Below are 16838 nucleotides of genomic sequence, written 5' to 3'. Positions count from 1 at the left end.
GGTAGGCGGCGTCGGCCCGGTAGGGCGCGGTAGGGGGCGCGGCGGGGGTGGGGCGCGGGCGGGGGGAGGGAATCGTGGGTGTGGGAACGGCGTCGGGTGGGGTGGAACGCGGAAGCGGGCCGCCGACGGTGGTCGGTGGCCCGCTTCGGCGGTCTGGCTTGTTGGTTACTGGCGGGGGCCCTTGCGTTGGCCCTTGGCCTGGGCGCGGGCGGCGGCGCGGCGTTCCTTGCGGGTGCCGCCCGCTTGGGTGCCGCCCTGCTGGGGGGCGTTGCCGGTGGTTTCGGCGTCGCCGCTCTCGGACGGGCCCGTGTAGGTCAGGCCTTGCTGGGCGTGGCCGTCCAGGCCCTTGCCGCGCAGTGCGGGCGGGATGGCGTTGCCGCTTTGGAGTTGTGCCAGGGCCGGGCCGGCGGGGGCCTGGTTGGCGTCCGCCTGCTGCTGGGCGGCGGCAGCGGCGGCGGCGCGGGCCCTGGCCCGGCTGCCGGTCAGCGGGCCGCCGTTGGAGATCGACACCTGGACCGGCGGCTCGGCGGCCGGCTCCGGTTCGGCGGCTTCCACCTGCAGGTTGAAGAGGAAGCCGACGGTTTCCTCCTTCAGGGCTTCGAGCATGCCGTTGAACATGTCGAAGCCTTCCCGCTGGTACTCGATCAGCGGGTCGCGCTGGGCCATCGCCCGCAGGCCGATGCCCTCCTTCAGGTAGTCCATCTCGTACAGGTGCTCGCGCCACTTGCGGTCGAGGACGGAGAGCAGGACGCGGCGCTCCAGTTCACGCATGGCGCCCGGGCCGACCCGGCCGTCGATGTCCGCCTCACGCGCCTCGTACGCGGCCAGGGCGTCGGCCTGCAGCTTCGCCTTCAGCGACTCGCGGGTGACGTCCTCGTCGTCCTCGAGCACCTTCTTGTGGTCGAGCGCGATCGGGTACAGCGTCTTCAGCGCCGTCCACAGCTGGTCGAGGTCCCAGTCCTCGGCGTAGCCGTCGGCGGTCGCGCCGTCGACGTACGCGCCGACCACGCTGGTGATCATGTGCTCGACCTGTTCGCGCAGGTCCTCGCCGTCGAGCACGCGGCGGCGCTCGGCGTAGATCACCTTGCGCTGCTCGTTCATGACCTCGTCGTACTTGAGGACGTTCTTGCGGATCTCGAAGTTCTGCTGCTCGACCTGCGTCTGCGCGCTGCGGATGGCCCGGGTGACCATCTTGTGCTCGATCGGCACGTCGTCCGGCACCTTCAGCCGGGTCATGACCGTCTCGACCATCGCCGCGTTGAAGCGGCGCATCAGCTCGTCCTTCAACGACAGGTAGAACCGCGACTCGCCGGGGTCGCCCTGCCGGCCGGAACGACCGCGCAACTGGTTGTCGATGCGCCGCGACTCGTGCCGCTCGGTGCCCAGCACGTACAGGCCGCCTGCCGCGCGGACCTCCTCGGACTCGGCCTTGACCTCGGCGGTGATCTCCTCGATCAGCTTCGCCCAGGCGGCCTCGTACTCCTCCGGGTTCTCCACCGGGTCGAGGCCGCGCTCGCGCAGCTCGTGGTCGGCGATGATGTCCGGGTTGCCGCCCAGCACGATGTCCGTGCCGCGACCGGCCATGTTCGTGGCCACCGTGACGGCGCCCTTGCGGCCGGCCTTCGCGATGATCAACGCCTCGCGGTCGTGGTGCTTGGCGTTGAGCACCTCGTGCGGGATGCCCTTCTGCACGAGCAGCTTCGACAGGTACTCCGAGCGCTCGACGCTGGTCGTGCCGACCAGCACCGGCTGGCCCTTCTCGTGCCGCTCGGCGATGTCCTCGGCGACCGCCTCGAACTTGGCCTCCTCCGTCTTGTAGACGAGGTCGGCCTGGTCGGAGCGCTGCATCGGGCGGTTCGTCGGGATCGGCACGACGCCGAGCTTGTAGGTCTGGTGGAACTCGGCCGCCTCGGTCTCGGCGGTGCCGGTCATGCCGCCGAGCTTCTCGTACAGGCGGAAGTAGTTCTGGAGGGTGATCGTGGCGAGCGTCTGGTTCTCCGCCTTGATCTCGACGCCTTCCTTGGCCTCGATCGCCTGGTGCATGCCCTCGTTGTAACGACGACCGGACAGCACGCGGCCGGTGAACTCGTCGACGATCATGACCTCGCCGTTGCGGACGATGTAGTCCTTGTCCTTGGCGAAGAGCTCCTTGGCCTTGATCGCGTTCTGGAAGTAGCCGACCAGCGGGGTGTTGGTCGAGTCGTACAGGTTGTCGATGCCGAGCTGGTCCTCGACGAACTGCACGCCCGCCTCGGTGACGCCGATCGTGCGCTTGCGCTCGTCCACCTCGTAGTGGGTGTCGCGGCGCATCTTGGTGGCCAGCCGCGCGAACTCGACGTACCAGCGCGACGACTGGTCGGCCGGGCCGGAGATGATCAGCGGCGTGCGGGCCTCGTCGATCAGGATCGAGTCGACCTCGTCGACCAGCGCGAAGAAGTGGCCGCGCTGGACCATCTCGTCACGGCTCCAGGCCATGTTGTCGCGCAGGTAGTCGAAGCCGAACTCGTTGTTCGTGCCGTAGGTGATGTCGGCGTTGTAGGCGACCCGGCGCTGCTCGGGCGTCATCTCCGACAGGATCGCGCCGACGGTCAGGCCGAGGAACCGGTGGATGCGGCCCATCCACTCGGCGTCGCGCTTGGCCAGGTAGTCGTTGGTCGTGACGACGTGCACGCCCTGGCCCGCGATCGCGTTCAGGTAGGCGGGCAGCACGGAGGTCAGGGTCTTGCCCTCACCGGTGCGCATCTCGGCGATCTGACCGAGGTGCAGCGCCGCGCCGCCCATCAGCTGGACGTCGAAGTGCCGCTGGCCGAGGGTGCGCTTGGCGCCCTCGCGGACCACCGCGAAGGCCTCCGGCAGCAGCTCGTCCAGGGACTCACCGTCGGCGTGGCGCTTGCGGAACTCCTCGGTCTTCGCGCGCAGCTCCGCATCGGAGAGGTCGACGACGTCGTCTTCGAGGTTGTTGATGTGCGCTGCGATGTTGCGCAGGCGCTTGAGCATCTTGCCCTCGCCAGCGCGGAGCAGTCGGGACAGCACCATCCGGGTCGACCTCATTACCTCATCGCGACGCGCCCGGGGGACGGGCGCCTTCCACAGGGGCTCACCACGGCCATGGCGAGCCTTCACCACTAGCCATCGTAGGCAAGTCGTGAAGGTGTGTGCACAGACACAGGTAGGAAGCCCTCCCGAAGACGCCTCCGGGGCGCTCCGGAGACGTCCGATCCGAGCGCCACGGGGCGGCCGAAGATCGCGTTCCGTGACCAGGGCACGTCGACCCGCCACCCGGACGGACGCAAGACGGCCGGTCTCCCCCGGTGCACGCGGCGAGATCGGCCCAATTCGCCCGATTTAGAGACAAATCCCACGCCGGCCGGCCCGGCGGACTTCGACGGTCGTCCAAATACGCCGCCGGTGACCGGTTCGCAAGGTCACACCGGTCGTTCGTGACACATTTTCCGGCGATCACGGCTTTCGATCACGGGAAACGCGGTTCGCGCATCGCGACCCCCGGCGCTCAAGACGCCGGGGGTCGCGTGAAGGTCGAGTGAGGGGACCGTGGTCAGGCGGCTCTCAGGCCAGCCTGATCACGCCGTAGTCGAACCCCTTCCGGCGGTAGACGACGCTCGGACGGCCGCTGTCGGCGTCGGAGAACAGGTAGAAGTCGTGGCCGACCAGTTCCATCTCGTAGAGGGCCTGGTCGACGGTCATCGGCTTGGCCGTGTGCTCTTTCTCGCGCACGATCTGGCCGGGCAGGTTGTCCTCGATGCCGTCTTCCCAGCGCTGCGCGGGCACTTCCGCGATGCCCTCGCGCGAGGATTGCGGCTCGGCCGCTTCGAGCACGGCGGTGTGGCCGAGCCACATGCCCTGTGCCTGGCCGCCGTCGCTGTCGGGGCGGAGGGGGAGGGACTCCCCGAGTCCGCTGGTCGCCTCGGCGACCGATGCCGGGGCACGTCGCCCGTGGTGCACGCGCCTGCGGTCATGCGAGCGCCGCAACCGGTTCTCGAGCTTGCTCACCGCGGAGTCCAGGGCGGCGTAGAAGTCGCCCGCACATGCTTCGGAACGAACCACCGGACCGCGTCCCTTGCCGGTGATCTCGACACGCTGGCAGTTCTTCGACTGCCTGCGGTTCGGCTCGTGGAAAAGCTCCACGTCGAAGCGGATGACCTTGCGGTCGTAACGCTCAAGCCTGGCCAGCTTTTCGGCGACGTGAACCCTGTAGTGATCGGGCACCTCGACGTTGCGGCCCTTAACGACGATGTCCATACACGACCTCCCTCGCTTTGCTGCGAGCAATGGCTTTGGATCGCTTGGGCGCCGGATTCGCGATCATGTTCGCGGACTTTGTCGCTGAGGGTGGCCCCTCAGCGCCTCACCGGCGCCAGGGTCATGGGCTGTTCGCCTCCTCCCCGCGTGCCGGGAACGCTGATAGCGGTGCACGTTAGCCCGGTATTCGCCGCTGCGACAGCCCCCGGGGCGGGGGAACTCCAAGATTTTCTTGTCGTAACGCAGAGCGACGAAAAACTGCCGCCGACGGCGCGCCACGCGGGCGCGCTCGGACGCCACACCGCCGGCCGCTCACCCGAACGGCCGAGACCGGCACAGGCACCCGTCAGCAGAGTGGTTACGGCGAACGGCCTCTGCGCGGGCGTCATAACCGGCCAACGGGCGAGCGTCCCGGGAGGTTCCCGGTGGGATTCACCCGTGTGGGTGGGTTCTGCGTGCTGTCGTGAGCGTGAGAACGGCGGGTACCCCGAATCCGGCCGCTTTCAACACCGAAACGCAGGCGCGTGCCGTCGAACCCGTCGTCACCACGTCATCCAGCAGGACGACCGGTGTGCCCGGTGGTGGCAGGCGATACGGGACGAGTCGGACACGGCCCGCCAGATTCGCCTGTCGAGACGCCGCGTCGAGCCGCACCGAATCACGAACTCCTCTCGTGAACGCGAGCGCGGGCGCCGTGGCCAAGCCGGACGCACGGGCCATTCTCAGCACGTGGGAACCGCCGCGGGCGCGGGCGGCCGACGCGCGCGACGGGGCGGGCACGAGCCACGGGTCGGGCCCCACGCCGGGCAGCCGGGGCACGGCGGCGGCGACCAGCGCGCCGAACACGGCCGCCAGCTCGCGACGGCCCCGCTCCTTGAACGCGAGCACCAACTCACGCGCCGCGCCCGCGTAGGCGGCCAGCGCGAACACTGGCGGACCGGCGCCGGGCACGCGCTTCGGCATCCCGAAGAGGGCCAGGCAGCGGGCGCACAGCCGCACTCCCCACGTGCCGCAGCCGGGACAGCGGGGCGGGAACAGCAGGTTGATCAGCATGGCCGCGACGATGCCGGCGACCACCGACAATCCAGACCCCTTCGCCGAGGTCCTCGCCTTGCACGATGGGGTGAACTCGCGAGCGTTCGCGAAGTGACCCGCGAGTCACCACCCCGCGAGGTCACGCCGCCGGAGGCGGCGCCATCCAACTCAGCCTGGGTAGAAGGCCTGGGTGCCCGCGTCCACCTTGGTCGTCGACGCACGCCACACGTCGCCCACGTCGTTCGCGCTCCACAGCCCGCTCTGGTCGACCGCCAGCACGTTGCGACCGGGCGCGGCGGTCACCGAGGCGACCGGGACGGTCAGGTTCGACGTGTTGTACCGCTCGACCCGGACCCCGTCGATGTTGACCTTCGCGATCGGCCACGCGGCCAGTGACGTGCTCACCACCAGCACGTCCTGCGCCAGCCAGTCGAGCGCCAACGCGCTCGTGCCGAGCTGCGACGGCTGCAGGTGACGGGGCGACCGCAGCGACACCGCCGAGTCCTGGCCGCCCACGACCGCCGCCACGACGAGCTTGCCGTCCACCACAGCCGCCACGCGCGTCCCGTCGCGGGACAGCCGCAGTTCGGTGATCCGCCCCAGCTCCGCGAGCTCGGAGGCGTTGACGGCGTTCGCCGTCCACCCGCTGTCGGTCTTGATCACACGCACCACGTTGGCGCCGTCGGCGACCGTCCACACCTCGGTGGCCGGCTCGCCCTGACGGCCGCTGAGCAGCCACGTCGGCCTGGTCAGCGTCGACGCGCGCAGGTCGACCTCGGGCAGCTGCTCCTGCACCGGCCCGACCCGCAGCCGCACGGCGTCGCCCGCCACCCGGCTCACCACGGCCAGCCGGCTGCCGTCCAACGACTGCGCCGCGCTCAGCACCTGGTAGTCACCGGCGCCCGCCGGTCCGGGCGCCGGGTCGCCGTTGATCTGCTTGACCCGCCCGTTGCCGACCAGCATCCCGGTCAGGTCGGCGTTGGGCGTGGTCAGCTCCTCACCGGTCTGCACGTCCGCGGGCCGCCACTCGTGCTGCTCGTTGCTGATCGACTGGCCCTCGACGAGCAGCCTGATCCGGCTGCTGGTCACGCCCGCGAGCGACTTCACCACCTGCGCCGCGATCTGCTTGCCGACCTGGAGCGTGATGTCGCCGACCTTCGTCAGGTCGACTTCGAGCGCGCCGTCGTCGGCCTCGGAGGTGTTCTTGCGCTGCGCCGCGCCGTTCGGGACGGCCGTCGCCAACGCGCCGCGCATCCCCACCGACGGTCCCTTGAGCAGCAGGCTGGTCACCCGGCTGGGGATCGACGTGGACGGCGCGATGACCACCCACCGCGGGTCGGGCACGAGCACGCTGAAGTCCGGGCTGTAGAAGAACAGCGTCACCCGCCGGTAGTTCTGCTGGAACCCGCCCAGCGGCACGTAGATGCCGTCGGGCGGCGCGGAGATGCGCCACTGGTCCTCGGCGTCGCGCTCGATCCCGATCGGCGTGTCGAGGGGGCCGATGAGCTGGATGAACGAGTTGTCCTCCAGCTGCAGCCGGCCGACGTTGCGCCCTTGCAGCAGCACGATGCGGTGCTTGTCGTCGGTCGTCACGCCCGGCGTCGGCACGGTGTTGAACGTCGTGTCGATGATCGTCGGCGTGCCCTTGGTGTTCCACGCCTTCTTCGCGTCCTCGGTCAGGTACGCCTTGGCCGCCGCGTAGTCGCCCTCGGGGTTGGCCGAGGCGTTGACGAACTCCCGGACCAGCGTCAACGGGTCGATGTCGTTGATCGGCTTGGGCGCGGCCGCCTCGCTGGCGTTGCCCACCGACGGGTTGACCGCGATCGGCGAGGTCTCGGTGGGGATCGCGGCGCAGCCGGCGGCCACGAGCACGGCCAGGAGCACCGCGAGGAGCCTCACCGGACCTCCTCGCGTTCGCCGGTGACCGGTTGCGCGGGCTGCCACGTGATCTCCTCCTCGGTCAGCTCGACCTCCTCCACCGGCTCGGGCGCGCCGGGCTCCGGCTCGACCACGGGCGGCAGGTCGGGCGGTTCGAGCGGCAGCGGGCTGGACGTCAGCTCGTGGCCCAGCCGGCACGGGATGGTGAGCCGGAACACCGCGCCGAGGCCGCGTTCGCCCCACGCCTCCAGCCAGCCGCCGTGCAGCCGCGCGTCCTCCAGGCTGATGGACAGGCCGAGGCCGGTGCCGCCGGTGCGGCGGTTGCGGGACGGGTCGGCGCGCCAGAACCGGTTGAACACCAGGTCGGCCTCGCCGGCGCGCAGGCCGACGCCGTGGTCCCGGACCGTCACCGCGACCGCTTCGCCGTCGCCGCGCAGCGTCAGCTCGACCGGCAGGCCCTCGCCGTGGTCGATGGCGTTGGCGAGCAGGTTGCGCAGGATCCGCTCGACGCGGCGGGAGTCCAGCTCGGCGGTGACCTCGTGGTCGGGCAGGTCCATCACGATCGTGGTGCCGCTGCTGTTGGCGATGGCGCGCACCGCGTCGTGGGCGCGCCGGGCCAGCACGCGGATGTCCACCAGCTCGGCGGCCAGCTCCTCCACGCCCGCGTCGAGCCTGCTGATCTCCAGCAGGTCGCCGAGCAGCGACTCGAACCGGTCCAGCTCGTCGACCAGCAGCTCGGTCGACCTGGCCAGGCCGCCGGGGAACTGCTCGCGCGAGGCGTGCAGCACGTCCGCGGCCATCCGCACGGTCGTCAACGGCGTGCGCAGCTCGTGCGAGACGTCGGACGTGAACCGGCGTTGCAGCTGGCCGAACTCCTCCAGCTGGTGGATCTGCCGCTGGATGCTGGCGGCCATCTCGTTGTACGACTCGGCCAGCCGCGCCACGTCGTCCTCGCCGACCACGGGCATCCGCTGGTCGAGGCTGCCGTCGGCGAACCGCTCGGCGATCTCGGCGGCCTGCCGCACGGGCCGCACGACCTGCCGGGTGACCAGGTTCGCGATCATGGCGAGCAGCAGTAGCAGCACCACGCCGCCGACGACCAGGGTGCTCTGCACGACGTCCGCGGTGGCCTGCTCGCTGGTCAGCGGGAACAGCAGGTACAGGTGCATCGGCCGGGCGGAGCTGTTCACCGGTTTGCCGACGACGAGCAGCGTGGTGGGTCCGGCCTCGCGTTCCACGGTGGTGATCTGGTAGCCGGCGCTGCCCCGTTCGAGCATCTTGAACAGCCCGTCCGGCACGTCCTCGTACTGGCCGACGGCGACCGGCATGCCGTCGGAGCCGGTGCCGACGGGGTCGCGGAGCACCGGCTCGAACGCGCCCGCGCCGGAACTGGTCGGGTCGAGGTCGACCCCCGACGTGTTGATCTTGTTCAGGGCGGTGGTGAACCGGGTCTTCACGCTGTCGGGGCCGGGGTTGAGGCCCGCGAGGTCCGGCTGGATCGCCGCCGCGCTCGCCTCGGCCTGCCGGACCGCCGCGTCGATCTTGGTCTCCAGCAGCTGGCCGGTGATCTGCACCTGGAGCACCATGCCGAGCACGAACACCACGGCCGACGACAGCGCCAGCGTGCTGACCACGACGCGCAGTTGCAGCGAGCGCCGCCACAGCTCGCCGAACGAGATCGCCTGACGACGAGCGCGCTCGACCCCGCGGCGCACTTCGCGCACCACGGGGTCGAACCAACGCTGCGTCATTTCCAGTGCGTTCCGATCACGGAGGGCCGGCCTTGTACCCGACGCCGCGCACGGTCAGCACCACCTCGGGGTGCTCCGGGTCGCGCTCGACCTTGGAGCGCAGCCGCTGCACGTGGACGTTCACCAGCCGGGTGTCCGCCGCGTGCCGGTAGCCCCACACCTGCTCCAGCAGCACCTCGCGGGTGAACACCTGGCGCGGCTTGCGGGCCAGGGCCACGAGCAGGTCGAACTCCAGCGGCGTCAGCTGGATCGGCTTGCCCTCGCGCAGCACCTCGTGCCCGGGCACGTCGATGGTCAGGTCGCCGATCTGCAGCACCTCGGCGGGCTCCGCCTCGGTGCGGCGCAGGCGGGCGCGGATGCGCGCCACCAGCTCCTTCGGCTTGAACGGCTTGACCACGTAGTCGTCCGCGCCCGACTCCAGGCCGAGCACCACGTCCACCGTGTCACTCTTCGCGGTCAGCATCACGATCGGGACGCCCGACTCGGACCTGATCGCCTTGCAGACGTCGATGCCGTTCATGCCGGGCAGCATCAGGTCCAGCAGGACCAGGTCGGGCTTCAACTCCCGCAGCGCGGGCAGCGCGCGGGCGCCGTCGGCCACCACAGCGGTGTCGAAGCCCTCGCCCCGCAGCACGATGGTCAGCATCTCCGCCAGAGCGGGGTCGTCGTCCACGACGAGCACGCGTGCCTTCATACTCAACATCGTCCCACTAGTGGCCGGGAGTCCACGCACCGCCCAGCGGTCATCGCTGCTGGTCGTCGTGCGCGTCCACTCCGTAGCCAGTCTCTGCCGCCGATCCACGTGCCCACCTCGTCCCGCCGAAACGCGAATCCTCTGCGACTCATCGGCGGAGTGGTGACGTTTTGTTACTTTCTTACACTAATGGGTGAACCACCGGTCGAGGATCGCCTCGACCCGCAGGTCAGCGGTGCCGTCCAGCACCTCCCACGGCGAGAGCCACCCGGCCGCGGCCAACCCGTCGTACACGGCGGCGCAGCGCTCTTGCAGGCCGCCGTCCGACTCGTACAGGTCGCGCCCCCTGGCCTCCGCCGCCTCGCGGTGGGCCGCGCGGTCCGCCGCCACGCCCGCGGGCACGCGCAGCAGCAGGTGCAGATCCGGGATCGGCAACCCGAAGCGGTCCACCTCCAGCGACCGCAGCCACTCGACGAACTCGCCGTCCGCGCCCTGGTGCAACCGGGCCGCGCCGTAGGCCGCGTTGGACGCGACGTACCGGTCGAGCAGCACCACGTCGTACTGGTCCAACTCGGCCCGGATCCGGTCGGCCGCCCCGCGCCGGTCCAGCGCGTAGAGGACCGACATGCCGTACACCGAATCCGTCAGGTCACCCAGCCTGCCGTGCAACGCGTCGCGCACGAGGTCGGCGTGCACGTCCTCGTCGTACCGCGGGAACGCGCCCGTGGCGACCTTCGCGCCGCGCGCGTCCAGCGCGTCGGTCAACGCCTTGGCCAGGGTGCGCTTGCCGGCGCCGTCCAGGCCCTCGATCACGACGAGTTTTCCCACGGGAACACCCTAAGGGGCACTGTCCGCTCACGATCGGCCGCATCACATCGCCCAGTCGGGTGACAAGAGATCCTTTGCGTCACCAGATTGAGTGACTACGGTGAAGCCCATTTCCGGTTGCGCGAAAGGGTGGTGCCGCGGTGACCGCGGATTCCGGGCACGCCAGACCGGTTGACGAGCAGCCGGCCCACCCCACCGGGACCCTGCCCGGCGGCCTCACCGAGACCCTCCGGTACGGGCCGTTCCACCGGGCCCTGCACGACGCCATCGCGCACCGCGGCCTGTCCCTGGCCCGCCTGCGGGCGCACCTGGAGCAGCTGGGCGTCCAGGTCGGACAGTCGACGCTCAGCTACTGGCAGCGCGGTCTGCGGCACCCCGAGGTGCCCCGCGCCATCGCCACCGTGCGCGCGCTGGAGACCGTGCTCAAGCTGCCGCCGGAGTCTCTGGTGGCGCTCGTCGGCAACCGGCCGCAGCCCCGGCTGACCCGCCCGAGCGGCTGGGTGTCGCCGGTGCCGGTGCTGTCCGAGTTCGAGGCCGTCAGCGACGTCGGCGCGAACACCGACATCGAGGTGCTGTCCGTGCACGACACCGTGCTGATCGGGCCGGAACGCGAGCAGCGGTCGATCAGCACCCGGCTGGTGGTGCGCGCGGCGAAGGCCGGACCGGACCGGTACCTGGCCGTGCACCAGGGCGACGAGGGCTGCCTGATCGACAACGCGCTCGTGCGGCCGGGCGAGGGGTGCCGGCTCGGACGGCTGCGCCGGCAGCTGGCCACCCGCGGGCTGGCGTTCGAGCTGCTGTTCGACCGCAGGCTCGCCGAGGGCGAGGAGCACGTGTTCAGCTTCACCGTGGTGGACGACACAGGCGGGCCGACACCCGGCCACCGGCGGGCGTTCCGCGAACCGTGCCGCGGTTACCTGCTGCAACTGGCGTTCAACCGCCGCGCCCTGCCCGCGCGGTGCACCAAGCAGTTCCGGCTGGACGCCGAGGCCGTGCCGGTGGACCTGGAGGAGCTGGTGTGCGGGCTGGGCGGGTTCGCCAGCGCCTACTTCGAGGACGTCGGCCCGGGCGTCGCCGGGATCAGCGTCGAGTGGACCTAGCGGAACGGCCGGGGCGCTGAGAGCACCCCGGCCGTTCGCACCGAACAGCGGCAGTTAATAGCGGTAGTGCTCGGGCTTGTACGGGCCCTCGACGTCGACGTCGATGTACTCCGCCTGGTCCTTCGACAGCTTGGTGAGCTTGCCACCGAGCGCCTCGAGGTGGATGCGGGCGACCTTCTCGTCCAGCACCTTCGGCAGGCGGTACACCTCCTTGTCGTACTCCTGGTGCTTGGTGAACAGCTCGACCTGCGCGATCACCTGGTTGGAGAACGAGTTGGACATCACGAAGCTGGGGTGACCGGTGGCGTTGCCCAGGTTGAGCAGGCGGCCCTCGGACAGCACCAGGATCGAGTGGCCGTCCGGGAACACCCACTCGTCGACCTGCGGCTTGATGTTGATCCGCCGGATGCCGGGGAAGCGGGTGAGGCCGGCCATGTCGATCTCGTTGTCGAAGTGGCCGATGTTGCCCACGATCGCCTGGTGCTTCATGGCGGCCATGTGCTCGATGCGCACGACGTCCTTGTTGCCGGTCGTGGTGATCACGATGTCGGCGCGGTCGATCACGTCCTCGAGGGTCTGCACCTCGTAGCCGTCCATGGCGGCCTGCAGGGCGCAGATCGGGTCGATCTCGGTGACGATGATCCGGGCGCCCTGGCCGCGCAGCGACTCCGCCGCGCCCTTGCCGACGTCACCGTAACCGCAGATCACGGCCACCTTGCCGCCCATGAGCACGTCGGTGCCGCGGTTGATGCCGTCGATCAGCGAGTGCCGGATGCCGTACCGGTTGTCGAACTTCGACTTGGTCACCGCGTCGTTGACGTTGATCGCCGGGAACAGCAGCTCACCGGCGGCGGCCAGCTGGTACAGCCGCATGACGCCGGTGGTGGTCTCCTCGGTGACGCCGCGGATGCCCTCGGCGATCTTGGTCCACTTCCCGTTGTCCGCGGCCAGCGAGGCGCGCAGCGTGCCCAGGAAGATCTTCCACTCCTCGGAGTCGTCCGCCTCGGGCTGCGGCACGACACCGGCCTTCTCGTACTGCAGGCCCTTGTGGACGAGCATCGTGGCGTCGCCGCCGTCGTCCAGGATCATGTTGGGGCCGCCGCCGTCCGGCCAGGTCAGCATGGACTCGGCGGTCCACCAGTACTCCTCCAGCGTCTCGCCCTTCCAGGCGAAGCACGGGACGCCCTTCGGCTCCTCCTCGGTGCCGTGGGGGCCGACCACGACCGCGGCGGCGGCGTGGTCCTGCGTGGAGAAGATGTTGCACGACGCCCAGCGCACCTCGGCGCCCAAGGCGACCAGGGTCTCGATCAGGACGGCCGTCTGCACGGTCATGTGCAGTGAGCCGGAGATCCGCGCGCCCTTGAGCGGGTAGACCTCCGAGTACTCGCGGCGCAACGCCATCAGGCCGGGCATCTCGTGCTCGGCCAGCCGGATCTCTTTGCGGCCGAACTCGGCCAGGGAGAGGTCCGCCACGGCGAAGTCGATGCCGTTGCGGGTCTGGAGCCTCTCGGCGGTCATCGCGGGTTCCTCCATCTTCGGGTAGGACGACCCGACACTACCGCCCGCCACGCCGTGCCACGGCGGTCGGCGGCATCTGCGCGCCAATGGACCAGTATGGCGAGGCTCAAGTGATGTTCGCGGGAGGATCTGTGCTGATTCCCGGCCCCGACACACGGGTGGTCGAACTGCGGGTGCACGGTGTCCAGGGCACCACCCCGCAGTCGCTGGTCGACGCGGTGGCGGCGGTGGACGTGGCGGGCGACGGGCTCGGCCGCGTCGTCCGCCCGGCCGACCGACTCCGCAGACCGGCGCCCGGCCCGGTGCTGCAGGCCGCGGGACGCCCGGTCACCCGGGTCGTCGAGGGCTACGTCTGGGGTGCGATGACCTCGGGCGGCTGGGCCAAGGCGACGTGGGCGCTGCTGTTCCCGTTCTCGCTGGCGAACGTGGCGCACTGGATGCTGCCGCCGGTGCCGTCCGGTTCGGTGCCCGCGCACCTGCTGGGCATCGCGCTGCGGGCGTTGCTCCGGTTGGCCGCGCTGCTGCTGACCGTGCTGCTGATCGCCCAGCTGGAGGTGATCAGCCTCGACCTGGTGGCCACGCAGTGCCTCGCGCCGACCGCCACGTGCCTGTGGGGCCCCTCGTGGCTGAGCACGACGCCGTGGGTGCGCGCCGTCGTGGGCCTGGCGCCGATCGCGCTGGCCGTGTTCGTGCTGCACCGGATGTCCAGTGTGGACTGGCGGATCGAGCGCAAGGAGGTGCCCGCGGCCGAGGGCGGGCGGTCCGGGCTGCCCGGCGCGCACGTGGCCACCGACCCGGACACGCCCGCGTTGCGGGTGCTGCACGTGGTCGCGGGCCTGGGCGCGGCCGTGGTGATCGCGTTGGGCGGTCCGGCCGGCCCGCTGCTCGCGCCCGGCTGGCACGGTGGCGCGATCACGGCGTGCTGGGCGCTGGGTGTGGCGCTCGTCGCGGTGTCAGCGCTGGGCGCGATGCTGCTGGACGACCCGACCGGCGGCGCGCCGCACCGGGGTGGCCGGTGGCTGCGGGCCGCGCTGGGGCCACGGCCGCGGCGCGTGCTGCACGCCGTCGCGTGGGTGTCGTTGCTGGTCGCGGTGGCGTTGCTGGACCGGTTGCCGGTGCGGCTGCCCGGCGCGGACCTGGCCGTGCAGATGGTGGCGGCGCTGGTCGCGCTGGTGTGCGTGCTGATCGCGTTGCTGCTGGTGCCGGCCGCGTTGCTGGCCCGGCGCGCCTGGTCGGCGCAGCCCCGTGAGCTGCGGCCGTGGGCGGGCGGGTGGATGGCCGCGCCGGTGGTGGCGGTGGCCGCGCTGCTCGGCGGCGGGTTCGGCGCGGGCATCGCGCTGAGCGTGCGGCAGGTGCTCGGGCACGGCGACCTGCCGCGCGGGTACGACTACATCGCGCTGCTGTGGGGCGTGGCCGGGGTGCTGGCGTTCCTGGCCGGGGTGGCGATGGCGGTGACCACGGGGATGATGCGGTGGAGCTCCCTCCGGCGGGACAAGGAGTGGGCACGTGAGGCGTCCTTGTTGCACGCGGGGCGCGCACGGGACGCGAAGCGCGCCGCGCGGGCGTGGTGGTGGGCGCGGTGGCAGCGGCGGCACAGCCACCACGTGGTGCTGATCATGTCGACGGTGCTGGCGGTCGGCGCGGTGCCGTCGGCGTTCCTGCGGCTGCGGGAGGTCGACCCGCCGACGTGGGCGCGGCCGGTCGTCGGCCTCGGCGTGGCCGTGCTGGCCGTGCTGGCGTTGTCGCTGCTCCGGGCGGTGTACCTGGCGGCACGGCGGCCGGACAAGGCGCGGCAGGTCGGCGTGCTGGCGGACCTGGCGGCGTTCTGGCCGCGCGAGGCGCACCCCGTGGTGCCGCCGTGCTACGCGTTGAAGGTGGTGCCCGAGCTGGTGGCACGCGTGCGGGAGCACCTGGCCGACCCCGGCACGCGGGTCGTGCTCGCCGGGCACAGCCAGGGCAGCCTGCTCGCGGCGGTCGCGGCGGCCCGGCTGCTGGAGGAGCTGCCACCGGCCCAGGCCGAACGGGTGGGCTTGGTCACGGCGGGCTCGCAGTTGCAGTGGGCATACCCGCGGGCGTTCCCGGCGGTGGTGCCGCACAGCTCGCTGGAGTCGCTGGCCGGCGGGCTGGCCGGGCGGTGGCGTGCGCTGTGCCGCGGCACGGACGCGCTGGGCGGCGCGGTGATGACGTGGGACCGGCAGGTGTTCGACGGGATGCTGCTCGGCGCGGGCTTCCGGCCGGACGGCACGTCGGGCGCGTTGCCGCCGGCGTTGCGCGGCCCGACCGGCGCGCTGGTGCTCGGCGGCGACCACTGGCTGCCGGACCCGCAGCGCGGACCGTTCCCGGGCAGGCGGTGGGCGCCGGGCGTGAACCGGCACGCCGACTACACGTCCGACCCCGAGTGGGACCGGGCGATCGCCATCGCGGCGGGCCTGGAGACGACGGACCCGCCGGCGGCGCCCGTGCTGCCGACCGCGCGGCAGGCGCCGCTCAGGTCGCCGTCGCCGTCTCCCGAAACGCAGTGAGCAGGCGGTCGGCCGCCGCCGTGCGGCCGGTCTCGGCGAGCAGACCCGCCGGCGCCAGCACGTAGTCGCGGTCGACCGTGACGGCCGCGGTGCGCAGGACCGGGCGCAGGACGGGGTCGGCGCGCAGCACGCGTTCCACGTCGTCGGTCGACTCGGCGTGCCGGAAGACGCCGCCGGACAGCACCAGCAGCCCCGCTCCCCGCGGTCCGAGTTGGCCGTCGACGAGCCTGAGGTGCCGGCGGACGGCCAGCACGGCGGCGAGCGCGGCGAGCCGCCGGTCCACGGTCGGGTCGTCGGGCAGCCACGTCACGTCGGCGGCCCGTGCGGCGGCTTCGCGGTGCAGCACCGCGGCTTCGCCCTTGTCGATCAGCTTCTCCGCCAGCGCTTCCGCCACCACGCCGGGCGCCGACCAGCGCAGGCCGAGGTCGCCTTCGACGGTGCGGCGGTCGGGCGGCAGCGCCACCGTCCGCTCCGGACCTTCCACAGTGGACACCGCGGAGTAGACGTCCGTGGTGGCGCCGCCGACGTCCACGACCAGCACCGCGCCCTCCCGGTCCTGCGCGGCCAGCCGCGACACGCCCCGCAGCACGGCGTCCGGGGTGACCGCGCGCACGAGCCCGCGGAACCTCCGGCCCCGGGACAAACCCTTGCCGCCGATCACGTGCCGGAGGAACACCTCCCGGATCGCCGCACGTGCCGGGCCCGGTGCGAGCTCGCCCACGTCCGGCAGCACGTTCGCGGTGCGCACCACGGTCCGCGCGGCGAGCAGCCCGGCGGCCTCCGGCTGCGCCTCGGCGTTGCCCGCGAGCACGATCGGGCACGCGACCCGGCTGAGCTTGCCCGCGTTGTGCAGGAGGACCGACGCGTCGCCGCCGTCCGTGCCGCCGACCAGGAGGACCAGGTCCGGCTCGGCCGCGCGCAGCGCCCGCACGCCCGCGCCGTCCAGCGGACCGGCCGACACGTGCACCACCTTCGCGCCCGCCGACAACGCCACCCGGTACCCGGCCTCGGCGCTGACCAGCCGTTCCTGCCCGACGACCGCGAGCCGCAACCCGCCGCCCGCGGACGAGCACGCGAGGGTCTGCTCGGCCGGGCCCAGGGCATCGGCGACCGCGTCGATGCCTTGAAGCACCTCCGGCGGGGTAGTCGTGTGCTGTGCGGTGCCGAGCAACTCGCCGGCGTGCGACACGAGGGCGCCCTTGGTCCACGTCGAGCCGACGTCCAGGCAGAGCACTGTCATGGGCGAAAACTA

Annotated in this window: 11 protein-coding genes; 2 read left to right on the top strand and 9 right to left on the bottom strand. The window is 71.7% G+C overall.

Going from position 1 to position 16838, the window contains the following annotated elements; translation table 11 throughout:
- Positions 1-165 precede the first annotated feature (165 nt).
- From secA to ADK67_RS47805, 7 genes are all read right to left on the bottom strand, one after another.
- Positions 166-3036, bottom strand: a complete 2871-nt coding sequence (gene secA, locus ADK67_RS47835; protein ID WP_053723284.1) for a preprotein translocase subunit SecA — start codon at positions 3034-3036, stop codon at positions 166-168.
- A gap of 531 nt (positions 3037-3567) precedes the next feature.
- A complete protein-coding gene (hpf, locus tag ADK67_RS47830) occupies positions 3568-4260 on the bottom strand; it encodes a ribosome hibernation-promoting factor, HPF/YfiA family (RefSeq protein ID WP_053723283.1) in 693 nt (230 codons plus the stop codon).
- Between the two features lie 432 nt (positions 4261-4692).
- The gene (locus tag ADK67_RS47825; RefSeq protein ID WP_331459446.1) at positions 4693-5337 is read right to left on the bottom strand and encodes a ComF family protein; all 645 of its coding nucleotides are present in this window, start codon (positions 5335-5337) and stop codon (positions 4693-4695) included.
- 126 nt (positions 5338-5463) lie between these two features.
- On the bottom strand, positions 5464-7194 hold the full coding sequence (locus ADK67_RS47820; RefSeq protein WP_053723282.1) for an LpqB family beta-propeller domain-containing protein: 1731 nt from the start codon (positions 7192-7194) through the stop codon (positions 5464-5466).
- Positions 7191-8924: an MtrAB system histidine kinase MtrB gene (mtrB, locus tag ADK67_RS47815; RefSeq protein WP_053723281.1), complete on the bottom strand. Its 1734-nt coding sequence runs from the start codon at positions 8922-8924 to the stop codon at positions 7191-7193. Before mtrB ends, ADK67_RS47820 begins: the two co-directional genes overlap by 4 nt.
- A gap of 16 nt (positions 8925-8940) precedes the next feature.
- Positions 8941-9618 (bottom strand): MtrAB system response regulator MtrA, encoded by a 678-nt coding sequence (gene mtrA, locus ADK67_RS47810; RefSeq protein WP_015104936.1) that lies wholly within the window; start codon positions 9616-9618, stop codon positions 8941-8943.
- A gap of 186 nt (positions 9619-9804) precedes the next feature.
- A complete protein-coding gene (locus ADK67_RS47805) occupies positions 9805-10446 on the bottom strand; it encodes a dTMP kinase (protein ID WP_053723280.1) in 642 nt (213 codons plus the stop codon).
- Positions 10447-10586: 140 nt separating this feature from the next.
- Between ADK67_RS47805 and ADK67_RS47800 the strand changes: the two genes are divergently transcribed.
- Complete coding sequence (locus ADK67_RS47800; RefSeq protein ID WP_053723279.1) at positions 10587-11546, top strand: hypothetical protein; 960 nt, start codon at positions 10587-10589, stop codon at positions 11544-11546.
- Positions 11547-11600: 54 nt separating this feature from the next.
- Here ADK67_RS47800 and ahcY read toward each other — a convergent pair whose 3' ends face one another.
- Entirely contained in the window at positions 11601-13064 is a 1464-nt protein-coding gene (gene ahcY, locus ADK67_RS47795) for an adenosylhomocysteinase (RefSeq protein WP_157621659.1), read from the bottom strand.
- Between the two features lie 131 nt (positions 13065-13195).
- On the opposite strand from ahcY, the gene ADK67_RS47790 reads away from it, so the two are divergent.
- Positions 13196-15586: a hypothetical protein gene (locus ADK67_RS47790; RefSeq protein WP_231648716.1), complete on the top strand. Its 2391-nt coding sequence runs from the start codon at positions 13196-13198 to the stop codon at positions 15584-15586.
- Here ADK67_RS47790 and ADK67_RS47785 read toward each other — a convergent pair.
- Positions 15552-16826, bottom strand: coding sequence for a glutamate mutase L (locus ADK67_RS47785; protein ID WP_053723276.1), 1275 nt, complete (start codon positions 16824-16826; stop codon positions 15552-15554). The genes ADK67_RS47790 and ADK67_RS47785 overlap by 35 nt on opposite strands.
- Between the last annotated feature and the right edge of the window lie 12 nt (positions 16827-16838).

The sequence above is a fragment of the Saccharothrix sp. NRRL B-16348 genome (assembly GCF_001280085.1).
Taxonomy (GTDB): domain Bacteria; phylum Actinomycetota; class Actinomycetes; order Mycobacteriales; family Pseudonocardiaceae; genus Actinosynnema.
The sequence above is the reverse complement of the archived record's forward strand: the minus strand, read 5'-3'. Positions and strand labels throughout refer to the sequence as shown.